The sequence below is a fragment of the Chromobacterium sp. CCUG 76385 genome (assembly GCF_059916625.1).
The window spans coordinates 25,523-42,824 of record NZ_JAUCGU010000024.1; the positions used below are offsets into that span (position 1 = coordinate 25,523).

At 65.0% G+C, this 17,302-nt stretch carries 19 protein-coding genes; 5 read left to right on the forward strand and 14 right to left on the reverse strand.

The genetic code is table 11. From position 1 onward, the window contains the following. Positions 1-45 precede the first annotated feature (45 nt). From hemL to QUG01_RS14755, 7 genes are all read right to left on the reverse strand, one after another. On the reverse strand, positions 46-1,329 hold the full coding sequence (gene hemL, locus QUG01_RS14725; protein ID WP_500830793.1) for a glutamate-1-semialdehyde 2,1-aminomutase: 1,284 nt from the start codon (positions 1,327-1,329) through the stop codon (positions 46-48). Between the two features lie 190 nt (positions 1,330-1,519). Then, positions 1,520-1,981, reverse strand: a complete 462-nt coding sequence (locus QUG01_RS14730; protein ID WP_500830794.1) for a CYTH domain-containing protein — start codon at positions 1,979-1,981, stop codon at positions 1,520-1,522. Between the two features lie 19 nt (positions 1,982-2,000). Continuing rightward, positions 2,001-2,459, reverse strand: coding sequence for a hypothetical protein (locus QUG01_RS14735; protein WP_500830795.1), 459 nt, complete (start codon positions 2,457-2,459; stop codon positions 2,001-2,003). 14 nt (positions 2,460-2,473) lie between these two features. After that, positions 2,474-2,890 carry a CopD family protein gene (locus QUG01_RS14740; protein ID WP_500830796.1) on the reverse strand — a complete coding sequence of 139 codons (417 nt, stop codon included), beginning with the start codon at positions 2,888-2,890 and terminating at the stop codon, positions 2,474-2,476. A gap of 76 nt (positions 2,891-2,966) precedes the next feature. After that, positions 2,967-3,317, reverse strand: coding sequence for an MmcQ/YjbR family DNA-binding protein (locus tag QUG01_RS14745; RefSeq protein WP_500830797.1), 351 nt, complete (start codon positions 3,315-3,317; stop codon positions 2,967-2,969). A gap of 5 nt (positions 3,318-3,322) precedes the next feature. Further along, the gene (locus tag QUG01_RS14750) at positions 3,323-4,144 is read right to left on the reverse strand and encodes a M48 family metallopeptidase (protein WP_500830798.1); all 822 of its coding nucleotides are present in this window, start codon (positions 4,142-4,144) and stop codon (positions 3,323-3,325) included. Positions 4,145-4,154: 10 nt separating this feature from the next. Next, positions 4,155-4,319: a rubredoxin gene (locus tag QUG01_RS14755; RefSeq protein WP_043627301.1), complete on the reverse strand. Its 165-nt coding sequence runs from the start codon at positions 4,317-4,319 to the stop codon at positions 4,155-4,157. A 74-nt stretch (positions 4,320-4,393) separates the two neighbouring features. Here QUG01_RS14755 and thiD point away from each other — a divergent pair, with 74 nt between their 5' ends. Together thiD and thiE are read left to right on the forward strand one after the other, a co-directional pair. Further along, complete coding sequence (gene thiD, locus QUG01_RS14760; RefSeq protein ID WP_500830799.1) at positions 4,394-5,239, forward strand: bifunctional hydroxymethylpyrimidine kinase/phosphomethylpyrimidine kinase; 846 nt, start codon at positions 4,394-4,396, stop codon at positions 5,237-5,239. Beyond that, positions 5,223-5,846 carry a thiamine phosphate synthase gene (thiE, locus tag QUG01_RS14765; RefSeq protein ID WP_500830800.1) on the forward strand — a complete coding sequence of 208 codons (624 nt, stop codon included), beginning with the start codon at positions 5,223-5,225 and terminating at the stop codon, positions 5,844-5,846. Before thiD ends, thiE begins: the two co-directional genes overlap by 17 nt. Here thiE and QUG01_RS14770 read toward each other — a convergent pair. The 6 genes from QUG01_RS14770 to zwf all read right to left on the reverse strand — a co-directional run bounded on the left by QUG01_RS14770 (position 5,833) and on the right by zwf (position 12,248). Continuing rightward, positions 5,833-6,207 (reverse strand): hypothetical protein, encoded by a 375-nt coding sequence (locus tag QUG01_RS14770; protein WP_500830801.1) that lies wholly within the window; start codon positions 6,205-6,207, stop codon positions 5,833-5,835. The genes thiE and QUG01_RS14770 overlap by 14 nt on opposite strands. A 158-nt stretch (positions 6,208-6,365) precedes the next feature. After that, entirely contained in the window at positions 6,366-8,009 is a 1,644-nt protein-coding gene (pgi, locus tag QUG01_RS14775; protein ID WP_500830802.1) for a glucose-6-phosphate isomerase, read from the reverse strand. A gap of 11 nt (positions 8,010-8,020) precedes the next feature. Continuing rightward, the gene (hexR, locus tag QUG01_RS14780; protein WP_043627289.1) at positions 8,021-8,869 is read right to left on the reverse strand and encodes a transcriptional regulator HexR; all 849 of its coding nucleotides are present in this window, start codon (positions 8,867-8,869) and stop codon (positions 8,021-8,023) included. Beyond that, on the reverse strand, positions 8,862-9,908 hold the full coding sequence (locus QUG01_RS14785; RefSeq protein ID WP_500830803.1) for a glucokinase: 1,047 nt from the start codon (positions 9,906-9,908) through the stop codon (positions 8,862-8,864). The genes hexR and QUG01_RS14785 overlap by 8 nt, the downstream gene beginning before the upstream one ends. Next, positions 9,889-10,566 carry a 6-phosphogluconolactonase gene (gene pgl / locus QUG01_RS14790; protein ID WP_500830804.1) on the reverse strand — a complete coding sequence of 226 codons (678 nt, stop codon included), beginning with the start codon at positions 10,564-10,566 and terminating at the stop codon, positions 9,889-9,891. Before pgl ends, QUG01_RS14785 begins: the two co-directional genes overlap by 20 nt. A gap of 203 nt (positions 10,567-10,769) precedes the next feature. Continuing rightward, complete coding sequence (zwf, locus tag QUG01_RS14795) at positions 10,770-12,248, reverse strand: glucose-6-phosphate dehydrogenase (protein ID WP_103317301.1); 1,479 nt, start codon at positions 12,246-12,248, stop codon at positions 10,770-10,772. 255 nt (positions 12,249-12,503) lie between these two features. On the opposite strand from zwf, the gene edd reads away from it, so the two are divergent. Beyond that, entirely contained in the window at positions 12,504-14,336 is a 1,833-nt protein-coding gene (gene edd, locus QUG01_RS14800; protein ID WP_500830805.1) for a phosphogluconate dehydratase, read from the forward strand. Between the two features lie 143 nt (positions 14,337-14,479). Continuing rightward, the gene (locus QUG01_RS14805; protein ID WP_500830806.1) at positions 14,480-15,106 is read left to right on the forward strand and encodes a bifunctional 4-hydroxy-2-oxoglutarate aldolase/2-dehydro-3-deoxy-phosphogluconate aldolase; all 627 of its coding nucleotides are present in this window, start codon (positions 14,480-14,482) and stop codon (positions 15,104-15,106) included. Between the two features lie 304 nt (positions 15,107-15,410). On the opposite strand, the gene QUG01_RS14810 is transcribed toward QUG01_RS14805, so the two are convergent. Then, positions 15,411-15,947: a hypothetical protein gene (locus QUG01_RS14810; protein ID WP_500830807.1), complete on the reverse strand. Its 537-nt coding sequence runs from the start codon at positions 15,945-15,947 to the stop codon at positions 15,411-15,413. Here QUG01_RS14810 and QUG01_RS14815 point away from each other — a divergent pair. Beyond that, positions 15,939-17,276, forward strand: a complete 1,338-nt coding sequence (locus QUG01_RS14815; RefSeq protein WP_500830808.1) for an RCC1 domain-containing protein — start codon at positions 15,939-15,941, stop codon at positions 17,274-17,276. The two genes, QUG01_RS14810 and QUG01_RS14815, sit on opposite strands and share 9 nt — an antisense overlap. The last annotated feature ends 26 nt before the right edge of the window (positions 17,277-17,302 follow it).

Sequence of the window (17,302 nt, forward strand, 5' to 3'; positions counted from 1 at the left end):
CGGACAGATGTCGGACGGCCATTATGCCAGATCGGCCCGGCGGGCTCAGCCCGCGACGCGAGCAAAGGCGCGGCCGGCGGCGCGGATGGTGTGTTCAATCATCTCGTCGCTGTGGGCGATGGAGACGAAGCCGGCTTCGTAGGCGGACGGCGCGAAATAGATGCCCTCGTCCAGCATGGCGTGGAAGAAGCGCTTGAAGCGCTCGATGTCGCAGCCGGTGGCTTCGGCGTAGGACTTGGGCGCCTTGGCGCTGAAGTAGAAGCCGAACATGCCGCCCACGCTGTCGGTGGACAGGGTGACGCCGGCTTTCCCTGCCTCTTCGGCCAGGCCCTGGGCCAGGCGCGCGGTGCGGCTGCCCAGCGTTTCATAGAAGCCGGGCTGCTGGATCAGCTTCAGCGTAGCCATGCCGGCGGCGACGGACAGCGGGTTGCCGGACAGGGTGCCGGCCTGGTAGACGGTGCCCAAAGGCGCGATCTTGCCCATGATGTCGGCGCGGCCGCCGAAAGCCGCCAGCGGCATGCCGCCGCCCACCACCTTGCCCAGCGTGGTCAGGTCCGGGGTAATGCCATGCAGGCCCTGGGCGCAGCCCTTGGCCACGCGGAAGCCGGTCATCACTTCGTCGTAGATCAGCACCGCGCCGTGCTTTTCCGTGAGCTGGCGCAATGCCTGCACGAATTCGCGCGACGGCTGGATCAGATTCATATTGCCGGCGATCGGCTCCAGGATGACGCAGGCGATCTTGTCGCCGATCTCGGCGAAGGTGCGGGACAGCTGGTCCACGTCGTTGTACTGCAGCACCAGCGTGTGTTGGGTGAAGTCCGCCGGCACGCCCCCGGACGACGGGTTGCCGAAGGTCAGCAGGCCGGAACCGGCCTTGACCAGCAGGCTGTCGGAATGGCCGTGGTAGCAGCCTTCGAACTTGACGATCAGATCGCGGCCGGTGAAGCCGCGCGCCAGGCGGATGGCGGTCATGGTCGCCTCGGTGCCGGACGATACCAGCCGCACCTGTTCGACCGACGGCAACAGCTTGCAGATTTCCTCGGCGATCACCACCTCGCCTTCGGTCGGCGCGCCGAAGGACAGGCCGCCGACTGCCGCGTCCTGCACCGCCTTCACCACCTCCGGATGGGCGTGGCCGACGATGGCCGGGCCCCAGGAGCCGACGTAATCCAGATACTGTTTGCCGTTGGCGTCCCAGAAGTAGGCGCCTTCGGCGCGGGCGACGAAGCGCGGCGTGCCGCCGACCTGGCCAAAGGCGCGCACCGGCGAGTTGACGCCGCCGGGGATCACTTTCTTGCCACGTTCGAACAGTTCCAGATTGCGGGACATGAGTTTTTCCTTGTCAGGCGGCGACAGCCGCTAAGTGAGAGGGCGCGGCGGCGCGATGCGGGCCGTCGTGATCGGCCATTTTACCCGAGGCGGGGCGGGATGGGGCGGCTTGTGGATAAAAACGGGAAATGGGGGTTGGTGTGGATAAGTCGTCCTCCACCCGTCTCCCGCGGGGGAGGCGGGACTGGACTTACCAACGGCTGAACGGCTGCTTGGACAGATAGGCGTTGGTGAAGCGGCCGTCGTGCGTCACCTCCTCGCCCAGCCAGTCCGGCTTGTCGAACGCGGTGTCCTCGCTTGGCAGCTCGATCTCGGCCAGCACCAGGCCGGCGTTGTCGCCGAAGAACTCGTCCACTTCCCACACAAAGCCGCCGTGCTCTATGCGGTGGCGCAGCTTGTCCACCACCATCGGGCACATCGCGCCCATGATGATTTGCGCGTCGGCCAGCGGGATGGCGTACTCGAATTCATGGCGGGTGACGTCGCTGATATTGCCTTTCAGCGTCAGCCAGGCCTGCTGGCCCACCACGCGCACGCGCACGGTGCGTTCCTTTTCCACCGACAGATAACCCTGGCGGTACTGCACGCCAGGGGCCAGGCCGCGCCAGCTGTCGCCGTTGACGCGGAAGCGGCGTTCGATTTCCAGTGCCATGGCACCATCCTTTTCAAGATCAGGGTTGGGGAGACGGCGGCGGGCAGGCCGCCAGCGGCTCCAGATAGAAGGTGAGGCTGCTGCGCTGCGGCTCCACGCCGGAGTCTCGTCCATAGGGGTGCGCCTGCAGCCACAGGCTGCCTAGCAGCATGCGGCCGTCTTCCAGCGCCAGGTGGCTGTCCAGTTTCTGCAGGCCGGCTTCATCGCGCCATTCCAGCGCCACGGTCAGGATCGGGCGGGTCAGGCCGCGATCGGCCTGCAGGCTGCCGGATACCGACAGGGCCGCCTCTTCCTCGTGGATGGTCCCGGCGAAGCGGCCATTGGGCGTCAGGCACAAGGTCAATGGCTTCAGCGCTTCGCTGTCGCGTTCCACGATCAGTTTCAGCGCCGGCGGATGCGGCGGGGCGGCGGGCAGCTTGGGCGCCGCGAAGGCGGCAGCGGAAGCCAGCAGCAGGCCGACGGCGAACAGGATTTTCATGGCGATTTCCCGGCTCAAAATGGCTTGACCACAACCAGGATCACCACCGCCAGCAAGACCAGCACCGGCAGTTCGTTGAATACGCGGAACCAGACATGGCTCTTGCGGTTGCCGTGGTGGGCAAAATCCCGGCACAGCTTGCCGCAGTAGCCGTGATAGGCCACCAGCAGCGCCACCAGCGTCAGCTTGGCGTGCAGCCAGCCGCCGGCAATGCCGAAACCCAGCCACAGCGCCAGGCCGGTGGCCAGCGCCAGCGCGGCCAGCGGCGTCATGAAGCGCAGCAGTTTTTTCGCCATCAAGAGCAGGCGGTCGTATTCGGCCCCTGGCGACGCCATGGCCAGGTTGACGAACAGCCGCGGCAGGTAAAACAAGCCGGCGAACCAGGACACCACGAAGAAGATATGGAAGGCTTTGAGGTAGAGATAACTCACGATGCGATGACCGAGATGGACCAGGATTGAAGGGATGGACGATGGACCGCCTTGGCCGGCCGGTGGTTCCTGCGCTTCATGCCCAGGCTGCCCTTTGCGCCTTGGGCAGTTTTTGCATCGCCAGCTCGCGCGAGCGGGCGATGCCCTGGCGCAAGGCGTCCAGCGACAGGGCCTCCGTCGAGCGCACCTGTATCCAGCGCGCGCGCGCCAGATAAGGCGCCGGCCGCACGCCGGGCAGGCCGGACAGCGGCAGGAAGTCCTCGTCCGGCACCTTATAGCTCAAGGCATCGGCGCCGCAGACCAGAAACATCTTGCCGCCTATGCTGACCACCCGCTCGCTGCCCCATTTGACGTCGAAGCTGGCGCCGGGGAGCGAGCAGGCGTAAGCGAGCAGATCGTCGAGCTGGGCGGGCGCGAGGGCGGGCATGGTCGTCAGGCCTTGCGCGCGGCCTGGTACAGCGGCCACACCTGCGGGATGTGGGCCTGCAGGTCGCGGATGCGGGTGGGGCCGGACGGGTGGGTGGACAGGAATTCCGGGCCGCTGCCGTTGCCGGCCGCCTGCATCTTCTGCCACACATTGACGGCGGCGTTGGGGTCGCAGCCCGCGCGCGCCATCAGCTCCAGGCCCATCACGTCGGCTTCGGATTCCATGGTGCGGCTGTGTGGCTTGTTCAGCGTCACGTCGGTGACCATGGACGCCAGTTTCAGCTGATCGGCGCTGAAGCCGGCCAGCACGCCCACCAGCGACAGGCCCACTTGCTGCATATAGGCCTGGCTCATGTTCTCGCGCGTGTGCTCGCGCAAGGCGTGCGATATCTCGTGGCCCAGCACCGCCGCCAGCTCGGCGTCGGTCAGCTTCAACTGCTTGATGATGCCGGTGTAGACCATGATCTTGCCGCCGGCCATGGCGTAGGCGTTCATGTCGTCGGTGGTCAGCACGTTGACTTCCCAGCGCCAGTTGCGGGCGTCCGGCCGGAAAGCCGGCGTTTGGGCGATCAAGCGCTGCGAGATCTGGCGCACGCGCTTGGTCAGCGCGGCGTCGGTATTGAGCCGGCCGGCCGCGCGCGCCTGCTGCAGCTGCTGCGCGTAGGCCTGGGCCGACATCTGTTCCACGTCCCGGCTGGGGAGCATCATGCTTTGGCTGCGGTTGACGCCGACGGCGCCGCCCGAGGTGGTGGCCACCTGGGCGCATGAGGCCAGAGCGGCGGCCAGCAGCGCGCCGCCCAGCCAGCGTTTCCAACGATTGCGCATCATGTTTGCCCGCTCAGATTTCCACCATCTGGAAGTCGTCCTTGCGGGCATCGCAATCGGGACAGGTCCAGTTGGGCGGCAGGTCTTCCCAACGGGTGCCCGGCGGAATGCCGTCTTCCGGGCGGCCGCTGGCCTCGTCGTAGATGAAACCGCAGATCAGACACATCCAAGTACGCATCGCTTCGCCCCCTTGATCGGATAAAATGGGTATTCTAAATCTTGCCAACGCAATAAGACAGAAGAGGTTTACCCTTGACCACTCCCGCCACTCCTCCCATGGTGTTGACGCTGGCCGGCTCCGACCCGTCCGGCGGCGCCGGCATCCAGGCCGACATCCTGACGCTGGCCAGCCTGGGCTGCCATCCCCTGTCGGTGATCACCGCCATTACGGTGCAGGATACCGTCGGCGTCAATGACTTGATGGTGCTGGATTCGGACTGGGTCAACGATCAGGCCCGCTTCCTGATGGAAGACATGCCGGTGGCGGCGTTCAAGATCGGGATGCTGGGCAGCGTGGAAAACGTCGCCGTGGTGGCGCAGCTGATCGCCGACTATCCGGACATCCCGGTGGTGCTGGACCCGGTGCTGGCCAGCGGCGGCGGCCACGACCTGGCCGACGAGGACGTGATCTCGGCCATGCGCGACATGCTGATCCCGCAGGTGTCCATCCTGACGCCCAACAGCCTGGAAGCGCGCCGGCTGGCCAGCAACGATCCCGACGAGGACGAGGAACTGACCCTGGATCAGTGCGCCGAACGCATCATGGCGCTGGGAGTGCCTTATCTGCTGATCACGGGCACCCATGAAAACTCCAAGGAAGTGATCAACAGTCTGTACGGCCAGGACGGCGTGGTGCGTTCCGACCATTGGGAGCGGCTGCCCGGCAGCTATCACGGCTCCGGCTGCACGCTGGCTTCGGCCATCGCCGGCATGCTGGCCACCGGCTTGTTGCTGCCGGAGGCGGTGCGCGAGGCGCAGGAGTACACCTACCAGACGCTGCTGAACGGCTTCCGTCCCGGCATGGGCCAGTTCCTGCCGGACCGCATGTTCTGGGCGCGCGGCGACGACGAGGAAGAGGCCGATGCCGCCAAGCGTTGAGGGCTTGTATGCGGTCACGCCGGACGGCCTGGACGACGCGCGGCTGTTTGAGCTGGCGGCGACGGCTCTGGCCGGCGGCGCGCGCGCGCTGCAATACCGCGACAAGAGCGGCGACGCCGCGCGGCGGCTGCGTCAGGCGGCGGCGCTGCGCGGCCTGTGCGGCGAGCATGGCGCGCGGTTTATCGTCAACGACGATGTGGCGCTGGCGCTGCAAGTGGGCGCGGATGGCGTGCATCTGGGGCGAGACGATGGCGACATCGCCGCCGCGCGCGCGGCGCTGGGGCCGGACGCGGTGATCGGCGCTTCCTGCTACAACCGCATCGAATTGGCGCGGGCGGCGCTGGCGGCCGGCGCGAGCTACGTGGCGTTTGGCGCGGTGTTTCCGTCGCAGACCAAGCCCGACGCCGTCGTCGCGCCGCTGGCGCTGTTTGCCGAGGCGGCGAAACTGGGCGCGCAGACCGTGGCGATAGGCGGCATCACGCCGGCCAATGCGGCGCAGGCGGTGGCGGCCGGCGCGGGCGCCATCGCGGTGATAGGCGGCCTGTTCGACGCGCCGGACACCGGCGCGGCGGCGCGGGCGTTGGCGGGCTTGTTTACAGCACGGTGATGTCCGCCAGGCGGTAGGCCACCGCGCGGCTTTCCTGGCAGAACACGCGCGCCTGCACGGTAACCGCATGGCCTTTGAGTCGGGCCATGTCTTCCTGGCTCAGCGCCAGGCTGGAGACGCGCCTCGCGCCGCAGGCGCCGGCATCGTCAAGACGGATAGGTTGGCGCAGCTTAAGGTGGTAGGTCTCGGAAAACGTGCCTTCGGCCTTGCTGCCGGCGGCGATGGGGCCGATGACGGTCCCGCTGAGGGTGATGGGGGCGGCGTGGTCGCCATCGACGCGGAGCAGCCGCCCGGCGCTGTGGCCGGGCAGGCTGGCAGCCAGCATGAAGCCGGCCAGCACGGTACTGCGGAGCTTACTCATCCCGATAGATCTTCTTCAGTCCATTATTCTTGTTCAGACTTGGGGCCATTTCACCAGCGTTCCCTTTGTCGGACAATCGGGGTTATCCCCAATCCGTTTTCCCCAGAAAAAATCCCCCGTCATTTGGCGGGGGATTTTGCTTGATCGCAAGTTAGGCTTCAGGCATTGGCCTTGCGATACAGCTCGATCAGGCGGCGGGTGGAGCAGTCGTGCTCGGCGTGCGCCAGCTTGCCGGTCAGCTCGGCGTGGATGGTCTTGGCCAGCTGCTTGCCCAGCTCCACGCCCCATTGGTCGAAGCTGTTGATGTGCCAGATCACGCCTTGGACGAAGATCTTGTGCTCGTACAGCGCGATCAGCGAGCCGAGGTTGCGCGGGTCGAGGCGGCTCATCAGCAAGGTGTTGGTCGGGCGGTTGCCGCCGAATACCTTGTGCGGCACCAGCGCTTCCAGCGCCTCGCCCTGCAGTCCCTGTTCGGTCAGCTCGGCGCGCACTTCCTCGGCGGTCTTGCCGCGCATGAAGGCTTCGGCCTGGGCGAAGACATTGGCCAGCAGGATTTCGTGGTGGCCCGGCAGGCTGGAGCGGTTTTCCAGCGAGGCGATCAGGTCGATCGGCGAGATGTGGGTGCCCTGGTGCAAGAGCTGGAAGAAGGCGTGCTGGCCGTTGATGCCGGTCTCGCCCCAGATGATGGGGGCGGTTTCATAATTGACCGGCTGGCCGGACAGCGTCACCTGCTTGCCGTTGGACTCCATGTCCAGCTGCTGGATGAAGGCCGGCAGGCGATGCAGGTACTGGTCGTACGGCGCGATCACATGGCTGCCGCCGCCATAGTAATTGATGTACCAGATGCCTATCATGGCCAGCAGCACCGGCATGTTCTGCTCGAACGGCGCGTTCATGAAGTGCTGGTCCATGATGTGGGCGCCGTTCAAGAGCTCGGTGAAGTTCTCCTCGCCCAGGTACAGCATGATGGGCAGGCCGATGGCCGACCACAGGCTGTAGCGGCCGCCCACCCAGTTCCAGAATTCGAACATATTGGCCGGATCGATGCCGAAGTCCGCCACCGCCTTCTGGTTGGTGGACACGGCGACGAAGTGCTTGGCCACCGATCCTTCGTCGCGCGAGTGCGACAGGAACCATTCGCGGGCGGTCAGGGCGTTGGTCAGCGTTTCCTGGGTGGTGAAGGTTTTGGACTCCACCACGAACAGGGTGGTCTCCGGATGCACCTTCTTCAGCGTTTCCTTCAGCTGGGCGCCGTCCACATTGGAGACGAAGTGCATGTTCAGGCGCGGATGGCCAAACGGCTTCAGCGCGCTACAGACCATCAGCGGGCCGAGGTCGGAGCCGCCGATGCCGATGTTGACGATGTCGGTGATAGGCTGATTGGTGAAGCCCAGCCAGTCGCCGGAGCGCACGGCGTGGGCGAAGCGGCCCATCCGCTCCAGCACCGAATTGACCTGCGGCATCACATCCTCGCCATCGACGATGATGGGCGAGTTGGTGCGGTTGCGCAGCGCGATGTGCAGCGCGGAGCGGTGCTCGGTGCGGTTGAGCTTCTCGCCCTTGAACATGGACTTGATGCGCGCCGGCAGGCCGGCTTCGCGCGCCAGCTCCATCAGGCCCATCAGCGTGGCGTCGGTGATGCGGTTCTTGGAATAGTCGAGGAACAGTCCGCCCACTTCCAGCGAGTAGCGCTCCGCTCGCTCCGGGTCGGAGGCGAACAGGTCGCGCATGTGCAGGTGCTTGGCCTCGGCAAAGTGGTCCCACAGGGCTTGCCAGGCTGGGAGTTCGGTCAGTTCACTCATGATATCTCGTCCTATTCCGCTTGTTTATTGTCCAGCCTGCGGTTCTTCAGGCTGTGCTTGGTTTTTTCCAGCTGGCGGATCAGTCCCGGTCCGCGGCGCAGGGCCACGCTGACCGCCAGGATGTCTATCTGCACCAGATGCACGATGCGCGAAATCATCGGGCTGTAGGTTTCATTGTCTTCCAGCGTGTCGGCGATCAGCGACACGGTGGCGCGGCGCGCCAGCGGCGAGCCGCTGGTGGTCAGCGCGATGACTTTGGCGCCGGCGGACAGCGCCACGTCCACCGCTTCCAAGAGCTCCATGGTGCGGCCGGAGCTGGAAATCGCCACCAATACGTCGTCCGGGCCCAGCACCGACGCCGCCATCATCTGGATGTGGGTGTCGGAATAGGCCACGGTGGGGATGCCGAAGCGGAAGAACTTGTGCTGGGCGTCGGCGGCGATGATGCCGGAGTTGCCCAGGCCGTAGAATTCGATGCGATGGGCGTCGGTCAGCAGCCGCACGGCGGCTTCTATGGCCTGCGGGTTGACGTCGTTGCGGCACTTGAGCAGCGCCGACACGGTGTTGTCGAACACCTTGGCCACGATTTCGGATGTCGGGTCTTCCGGGCGCACGCTGGAGTGGACGTAGGGCACGCCGGTCACCAGGCTGCCGGCCAGCTTCAGCTTGAAATCGGGCAGGCCGGAACAGCCGACGGTGCGGCAGAAACGGATCACGGTGGGCTGGCTGACGCCTGCGCTCTTGGCGATGTCGGCCACGGCGGCCTGGATCACCGTATAGGGCTGTTCCAGCACCAGCTCGGCCACTTTGCGCTCGGCCGAGGACAGCATCTCCAGTTGGCCACGGATGCGATCAAGCATGCATGTCTCCTGCTGAGCCGCCGCGAGGAGAGGTGGAAACGTCCACCGGGGAAGGGTCGCTGCGCGGCGCCAGATGGTCCGCCAGATAGGCGGCCACGCCCTGCAGGGCGGGGTAGGCGCTGGTGATCAGGTAAACCGGGATGTCGGCCAGATAGCCGGACATCCGTCCCTTGTCCTCGAAGCGGCGGCGAAATGGGGATTGTTCAAAAAAACCGCTTAGACGCGGCACAATACCACCACCTATGTATACCCCGCCACGGGCACCGAGCGTCAGGGCCAGATTTCCGGCGGCGGAGCCCAGCGCGCCGCAGAAGATTTCCAGGGTTTCGCGGCAGCGCGCGTCGCGCCCGGCCAGCCCTTGCGCGCTGATCCAGGACGGCTCGCGCGGGGCGTCGTCCTCGCCGTCGCGTTCGCACAGCGCCTGGTGGATCAGGCTGATGCCGGGGCCGGACAGCAGGCGTTCGGCCGAGACATGGCCGAAGCGCGCGGCGGCGTAGCGCCAGACCACGGACTCGCGCTCATCCTGCGGCGCGAACGAGACATGGCCGCCCTCGCCGGCCAGCGCGCGCCAGCCGCCGGGGTGCGGCACCAGCGCCGACACGCCAAGGCCGGTGCCGGGGCCGATCAGCGCCAGCGGCGAGTCCGGCCGCGGCGCGCCGCCGCCGATTTGCGTCAGATCCTTGGCGGGCAGCTTGGGCAAGGCCAGCGCCAGCGCGGTGAAGTCATTCAGCAGCAGCAAGGTGGACAGGCCCAGCGCGCGGCGCGCGGCTTCAATCGAAAACGACCAGTGGCAATTGGTCATGGTCACCCGGTCGCCGTTCAGCGGATTGGCGATGCCGATGGCGGCATGGGCGACGCGGCGGGCGCAGGTCTGGGCCAGATAGTCGCGCAGCGCGTCTTCCAGCGTCGGGTAGCGCGCGGTGGGCAGCGTCAGGATGTCCTCGATGACGCCGGGGCCGGTTTCCAGCGCGAAACGCGCGTTGCTGCCGCCAACGTCGCCGAGCAGGCGCGGCCAGGCTTCAGGCAGACCAGTAGACATCGAGCGGCACCTTGTCTTGTGCCAGGAAGTGGCTGATCGGCAGCGTGTCGCTGACGGCGCGGCCGGCGGCGTCCAGCACTTCGCGCTTCTTCGCGCCCTGGATGGACAGGATCAGGCTGCCCGATTGCAGCAGCGCGGCGTAGCTCATCGAGACGCGGCGGTGCGGCGCCGTCTGCGGCGTCACGGCGAGGATGGGGTGCGCGTTTGCCGGGTCCAGGCCGGCGGCCAGCTCCGGCGAGCCGGGGAATAGCGAGGCGGTGTGGCCGTCTTCGCCCATGCCCAGGATGGCGACGTCCGGCGCGACAAAGTCGCGGCAGGCGGCGGCGACTTCGGCATCGATGTCCAGCGCCTCGCGCACCAGCGGCAGGAAGCGGGCCGGCGCGGCGCGGTTCTGCAGCAGATGGGCGCGGACCAGGCCGGCGTTGCTGTCCGGGTGGTCCAGCGCGACGAAGCGCTCATCCACCAGCGTGACGGTGATGCGCTTCCAGTCTATGGCCATTTCCGCCATCAACTGAAAGAAAGGGATCGGGGATTTGCCGCCGGACACCGCCAGCACCGCGTTGCCGCGGCTTTCGATGGCGGCCGATAAACGCGAGGCCACGCTGTTGGCCAGGGCGTCGGTCTGTTGCTTGGCTTCCGGAAATTCCAACCAGTTCATGGGCGTACCTCGGTTGTTTCTTGGATGGGGAGGGAAAACGGCTTAGGGGTTTTTCCATCCCTGACGATATTTTCGTAGGGCGGAAGCCCCTGCGGGGCGTTCCGCCGCAACCCTGTCTTGTCGCTGCTGTTGGCGGGCGTTCCGCCATGTTCGTCTATGGGCGTGAAAAAGGCGGAGCGCCCCGAAGGGGCTTCCGCCCTACCTTAACACTCCTCGTGCCAACTGATGCCGTCGCGCGACAGCAGCGCGCTGGAGGCGGCCGGCCCCCAGCTGCCGGCGGTGTACTGCTTGGGCGGGTTGTTGGTGCTGGCGGCCCAGGTGTCCATGATCGGTTCCACCCAGCGCCACGCCTCGATCAGCTCGTCGCGGCGCATGAACAGCGCCAGCTTGCCGCGGATCACGTCCAGCAGCAGGCGTTCGTAGGCGTCGGCGCGGCGCACCTTGAAGGCCTTGTAGAAGTCCAGGTCCAGGTAGGCCGGCTGCAGGCGCATGGTGTCGCCCGGCTCCTTGGCCAGGAAGTACAGGCGGATGCTTTCATCGGGTTGCAGGCGGATCACCATGCGGTTGGCGTGGTGGCAGCCGCCCAGCGGGCCGGAGAATACCTGGTGCGGCACGTCGCGGAAGTTGATGACGATTTCCGCCAGACGTTCCTGCATGCGTTTGCCGGTGCGCAGGAAGAAGGGCACGCCGGCCCAGCGCCAGTTGTCGATCTCGGCCTTGATGGCGACGAAGGTTTCGGTCTGGCTGTGCTCCGGAATGCCGGCCTCTTCCAGATAACCCACCACCGGCTGGCCGCCCACGGCGCCGGCCTTGTACTGGCCGCGCACGGTCTTGGTGGCGACTTCCTGCTCGGTGAACGGACGCAGCGCCTTCAGCACTTTCAGCTTTTCGTCGCGGACGGCGTCGGCTTCCAGGTTGGCCGGCGGCTCCATCGCCACGATGCACAACAGCTGCAGCAGATGGTTCTGCACCATGTCGCGCAGCGCGCCGGTGCCGTCGTAGAAGTCGCCGCGGCTGCCCACGCCCAGTTCTTCGGAAATGGTGATCTGCACATCGTGGATCCACTCGCGGCGCCACAGCGGCTCGAACAGCGCGTTGGCGAAGCGGATGGCCATCAGGTTCTGCACCGACTCCTTGCCCAGGTAGTGGTCGATCCGGTACAGCTGGTCTTCCTGGAAGAAGCGGGCCACGTCGTCGTTGATCTCGTTGGACGAGTCCAGATCGGTGCCCAGCGGCTTTTCCAGCACCACGCGCACGTTGTCGCGGTTCAGACCCACGGCGGCCAGGTTTTCGCAGATGCCGGCGAACAGGTTCGGCGCGGTGGCAAGGTAGCACACCACCACCTTGCCGGCGTCGTTGCCGATCTTCTCGGCCAGCGCCGGGAAGTCGGCCGCCTGCGAGGCGTCCACTTTCAGGTAGTCGATGCGGGCACAGAAGCTTTGCCAGGCCGCGGCGTCGAAGTGTGCCTTGATATGGATGCGGGATTGTTTCTCGACGGAAGCCAGGTAATCGTCGCGGCTCAAATCCTTGCGGCCCAGCGCCAGGATGCGGCCCTGCTCATTGAGCAGGCCGGCGGCGTGCGCCTGATAGAGAGAAGGCAGCAGCTTGCGCATGACCAGATCGCCGGCGCCGCCGAACAGCACCATGTCGAAGGCAGGGGTAGGGGTAGAACGAGTCTCCATCCTGATCTTCCATCTCGAAGTTTAATTAGATGTAGTTATATTACCATCCAGCCACTTGATGTCTACGGCAAAGCCGCGGACAGAGCCGCTTTTGCAACACCTTTTGCCTTGGCTCAAAATTTGGGGCGATTTGCTGGAAATCGTTCTTGGAAAAGAGGATAGTCGCCACTAGACGCCGCGGGCGCTACGTAGTTCGCCTTGCGTTTTGCGTGTAGTAAAACTACTATTTGCATCAATTCAACACGGAACGTCACCATGGCTTTGCATCCCACCCTGTCCGCCGTTACCGACCGCATCATTGCGCGCAGCCAGCCGCGCCGCAGCGCCTACCTGGCTCGCGTGCGCGCCGCTGCCCAGCAAGGCCGGGTGGAACGGGCCCATCTGTCGTGCACCAACCTGGCCCACGCCTTCGCGGCCATGCCGGATACGGTGAAAATCCACTTGAAGGAAGAGCACCGCCCCAATCTGGCGATTGTGTCTTCCTACAATGACATGCTGTCGGCCCATCAGCCGCTGGCCGCCTTTCCGGCCTGGCTGAAGGAAGCCGCGCTGGCGGCCGGCGCCACCGCCCAGTTCGCCGGCGGCGTGCCGGCGATGTGCGACGGCGTCACCCAGGGCCAGCCCGGCATGGAGCTGTCGCTGTTCAGCCGCGACGTGATCGCCATGAGCACCGCCGTGGCGCTGTCCCACCAGATGTTCGACGCCGCCCTGTACCTGGGCGTGTGCGACAAGATTGTGCCGGGCCTGATGATAGGCGCGCTGAGCTTCGGCCATCTGCCGGCGCTGTTTGTTCCGGCCGGTCCGATGACCACCGGCATCGCCAACGATGAAAAAGCCAAGGTGCGCCAATTGTACGCCGAAGGCAAGGTAGGCCGCGACGCGCTGCTGGAGTCGGAGTGCCAGTCTTACCACGGCCCCGGCACCTGTACCTTCTACGGCACCGCCAACTCCAACCAGATGCTGATGGAGATCATGGGCCTGCACCTGCCGGGCGCCGCCTTCGTTAATCCGAATACTCCGCTGCGCGAGGCGCTGACCCGCGCCGCCGCCGCCCAGGCCGCCAAGATCGCCGCCCAGGGCGAGCAGTTCACCCCGGTGGGCGAGATGATCGATGAGAAATCCATCGTCAACGCCATCATCGGCCTGCTGGCCACCGGCGGCTCCACCAACCACACCATGCACATCGTGGCCATCGCCCGCGCGGCCGGCATCGACGTCAACTGGGACGATTTCGACGAACTGTCGGCCATCATCCCGCTCTTGGTGCGCGCCTACCCCAACGGCAAGGCCGACGTGAACCACTTCCACGCCGCCGGCGGCATGGGTTTCGTGATCCGCGAGCTGCTGTCCGCCGGCCTGCTGCACGAGGATGTGGGCACGGTGATGGGCCGCGGCCTGTCGCGTTACACGCAGGAACCGTGGCTGGACAACGGCGAGCTGAAATGGCGCGACGCGCCTGCAGTCAGCGGCGACGACAGCGTGCTGCGCACGGCAGCCAATCCGTTCTCGGCCGACGGCGGCCTGAAGCTGATGGCCGGCAATATCGGCCGCGGCGTGATCAAGGTGTCGGCGGTCAAGGCCGAGCACCGCGTGGTGGAAGCTCCGGCCGTGGTGTTCCACGACCAGAACGACATGCTGGCCGCGTTCAAGCGCGGCGAGCTGGAAAAAGACTTTGTCGCGGTGATCCGCTTCCAGGGTCCGCGCGCCAACGGCATGCCGGAACTGCACAAGCTGACCCCGGCGCTGACCATTCTGCAAGAACGCGGCTTCAAGGTGGCGCTGGTGACCGACGGCCGCATGTCCGGCGCGTCCGGCAAAGTGCCGGCCGCCATCCATGTGTCGCCGGAAGCGCTGTCCGGCGGCGCCATCGGCAAGATCAAGGATGGCGACCTGATCCGCGTCAACGCCGAAACCGGCGAACTGGTGGCTCTGGTGGATGCCGCCGAATGGGCGGCGCGCGAGCAGGCTCAGGCCGATCTGTCGCACAATGAATACGGCATCGGCCGCGAGCTGTTCGCGGTGTTCCGCCACGTGGCCGACAACGCCGAGGCCGGCGCGATGAGCTTCCGCCACCCGGACTGGAATTAAAACAAAACCGATTGGCCACGGAATCACACGGAATACAGGCAGCCATGCGCATCAGTGCCCATAGCTGCCGGGTGCGGCCGGGGTGGCGTGACCAAGCATGATGGCGGCGCGCCTGGCGCGCCGGCCGCTAACTGGAGATTGAAATGGATGCTTTGACTGTATTGCGCCAAGGCCCGGTGGTGCCGGTGATCATCGTCAACGACGCCGCCGTGGCGGTGGACCTGGCCCACGCGCTGGTGGCCGGCGGCATCAAGGTGCTGGAAGTGACGCTGCGCACCAAGGCCGCGCTGGCTGCCATGCGCCGCATGCGCGACGAAGTGCCGGACGCCATCGTCGGCGCCGGCACCCTGCGCAACCGCGCCCAGCTGGAAGCGGCGGTGGATGCCGGCGCGCAATTCGGCATCAGCCCGGGCTTCACCGGCGAGTTGGCCTCGGCCGCGCGCGCGTCCAAGCTGACGCTGATCCCCGGCATCGCCACCCCGTCCGAAGCCATGTGGGCGCAGGACGAAGGCTTCAACACGCTGAAGCTGTTCCCGGCCGAGGCCGTGGGCGGCGTCAAGCTGTTGAAGTCGCTGGCCAGCCCCTTCCCGGACCTGCGTTTCTGCCCGACCGGCGGCATCGACATCAAGAAGGCGCCGGAATACCTGGCCCTGCCGAATGTGCTGGCCGTAGGCGGCAGCTGGCTGACGCCGGACGACGCCATCGCCTCCCGCGATTGGGACCGCATCACCCAGCTGGCGCGCGAGGCAACCCAGCTGTCCCGCGGCTGATCAGCCTACCAGCCCAACACACTCCAACCGCCCTGCAGCCGCTGCTGCAGGGCGGTTTTCATTGCGCATGAGAATATAGAAATAGCCGTTTAAGCTAATTATTTTGTTCCAAATATTTTTTGGGCGATTAACTCTAATGTTCCATGCCAAGCTAGCGCAAAGAATTGTGAAGCGCCGACTTGACCTTGGCCGGCATATGGCATTGCTGCTGGAAGAACTTAGCCGGTTTGATTGTCTATTGGAGGCATGATCTTTGGAAAATTGAACTAATTTTCGATTTTATGCACTCTTTTGTGTGATTTTTTTAATGATTTTTGATATATCGTGCTGTTTTTATTTTGTGTTTCGCCGACAAGAATAGACAAAATTGTTGCGAAAACGCACGAAATAATGCCTGCGTATTACAAACATTTTCCATTTTTATTTCATGCTGATACATTTTGTTTAATGCCTTGAGCATTAAACAAAAATAGTGGTCTGCAATCGAGAAAAGGGAAATGTGATGACACGGACGCAAGTTCCATGGCGACTCAGCGCGTTGGCGCTGGGCGTTGGCCTGATCGGCGCGCTGGCAGGTTGCGGCGGCGGCAGCGATAGCGGCGCTTCTGCCGGAGACGCCGGCAATACCAACAGTTTTGCCAGCAAGCAGCTGGCTGTCGATGTATTTGGCGCGCGCGGCGGCACCCTGACCGCAGTAAGCAGCAATTGCCAGGGAGATTTGCAGCTCACATGGCAAAGCTATAACCAGAGCGTGGTTCAACAAGGAAGTTATATTGACGATCCGGACCCCAGCTCGCCGCTGCTGGTCCGGGCAAGCTGTGGCTTCCAGACCGTGGTTCAAACCCTGGCTCCGCAAAAGGTATTCACCTCATCTTCGGTGTTTGCCGCATTGAATAGTGACGGCTCACTGGCGATGTGGGGGAGCAGCCGGCTGGGCGGCGATACTTCCGTTTTGAAATCGCAGCCGCACAATGTGGTGCAGGTGGCCGGCAGCGAGCGTGCCTGGGCTGCGCTGCAGGCCGATGGCACCGTGGTGACCTGGGGGCGTCCTGCCTCGGGGGGGAGCAAGGATGCCAAGGGCGGCGTAGGCAGCACCGATTTCGGTCCAGTGGCGCCGCTGGGCACGGTGAGCCGCATCTGGCCGCTGAAGCGCGGTTTCGTCGCCCTCAACACCGATGGCAGCGCTACCACGTGGGGCAATATGGAGCAGATCTTCGACGGCAACGCTGGCTCCAGCTCGATGGGAACCTTCTTTACCGCGGCTTCGTTGGCGAACTTCAACAACATCGCAGACGTGGTGTACAGCGAGGGCGCCGCGGCCGCGCTGAAGAAGGATGGCACGGTGGTGGCCTGGGGGGATCCCGCAGCCGGTGGCGATGCCTCGGCCGTGGCCAGCCAATTGAATAACGTGGTGAAAATCTACGCTACCGATTACAGCTTCACCGCCCTGAAAAAGGACGGCAGCGTGGTGACTTGGGGTCTGAACTGGGATACCGAGAATTTCTATACCGGCACCGAGCCGATGCCTCAGTCCAACTTGTCGCTGCTCAGCAATCGCAGCGTGATCGCAGCCCTCAGTCAGAATGGATTGGTCAGCACCATCGGTAGCGTTTATCAGGACCGCGGCGCCGATTTAAGCGGTTTTACCGGTGGCCTGTCCAATGTGGCCAAGCTGTTTGCCAGCAAGACGGCGTTCGCCGCCTTGAAAAAGGATGGCACGGTGGTGAGCTGGGGCGATAGCCAGCGCAATAATGTGGCATCGGTGCAAGCGCAGCTGCGCGATGTGGCAACGGTTGCCAGCACGGAAACCGCCTTCGCCGCCTTGAGAAAAGACGGCACCGTTGTGACCTGGGGTGACGAAACGCGCGGCGGCGACAGTTCCGCGGTGCAAGCCCAGCTCAACAATGTGGTCGCCCTGTTTGCCAATGATTACGCCTTCGCTGCCTTGAAGAAGGATGGCACGGTCGTGACTTGGGGAGCGGCGGCTCATGGCGGCGATAGTTCGGCGGTGCAGGCCAAGCTGCAAAACATCCGCGCCATTTATAGCACCGATCTGGGCGGATTCCTGGCTGTGGCCAAGGACGGCAAGCTGGTGAACTGGGGCAGCCCATCGGCAGGCGGCGGCGCCTTGCCGGCCAATCTGACCGCCATCCCGTATCTGAAAAGCTGAACGGCCCGCATAGCAAGTTGAAGGAG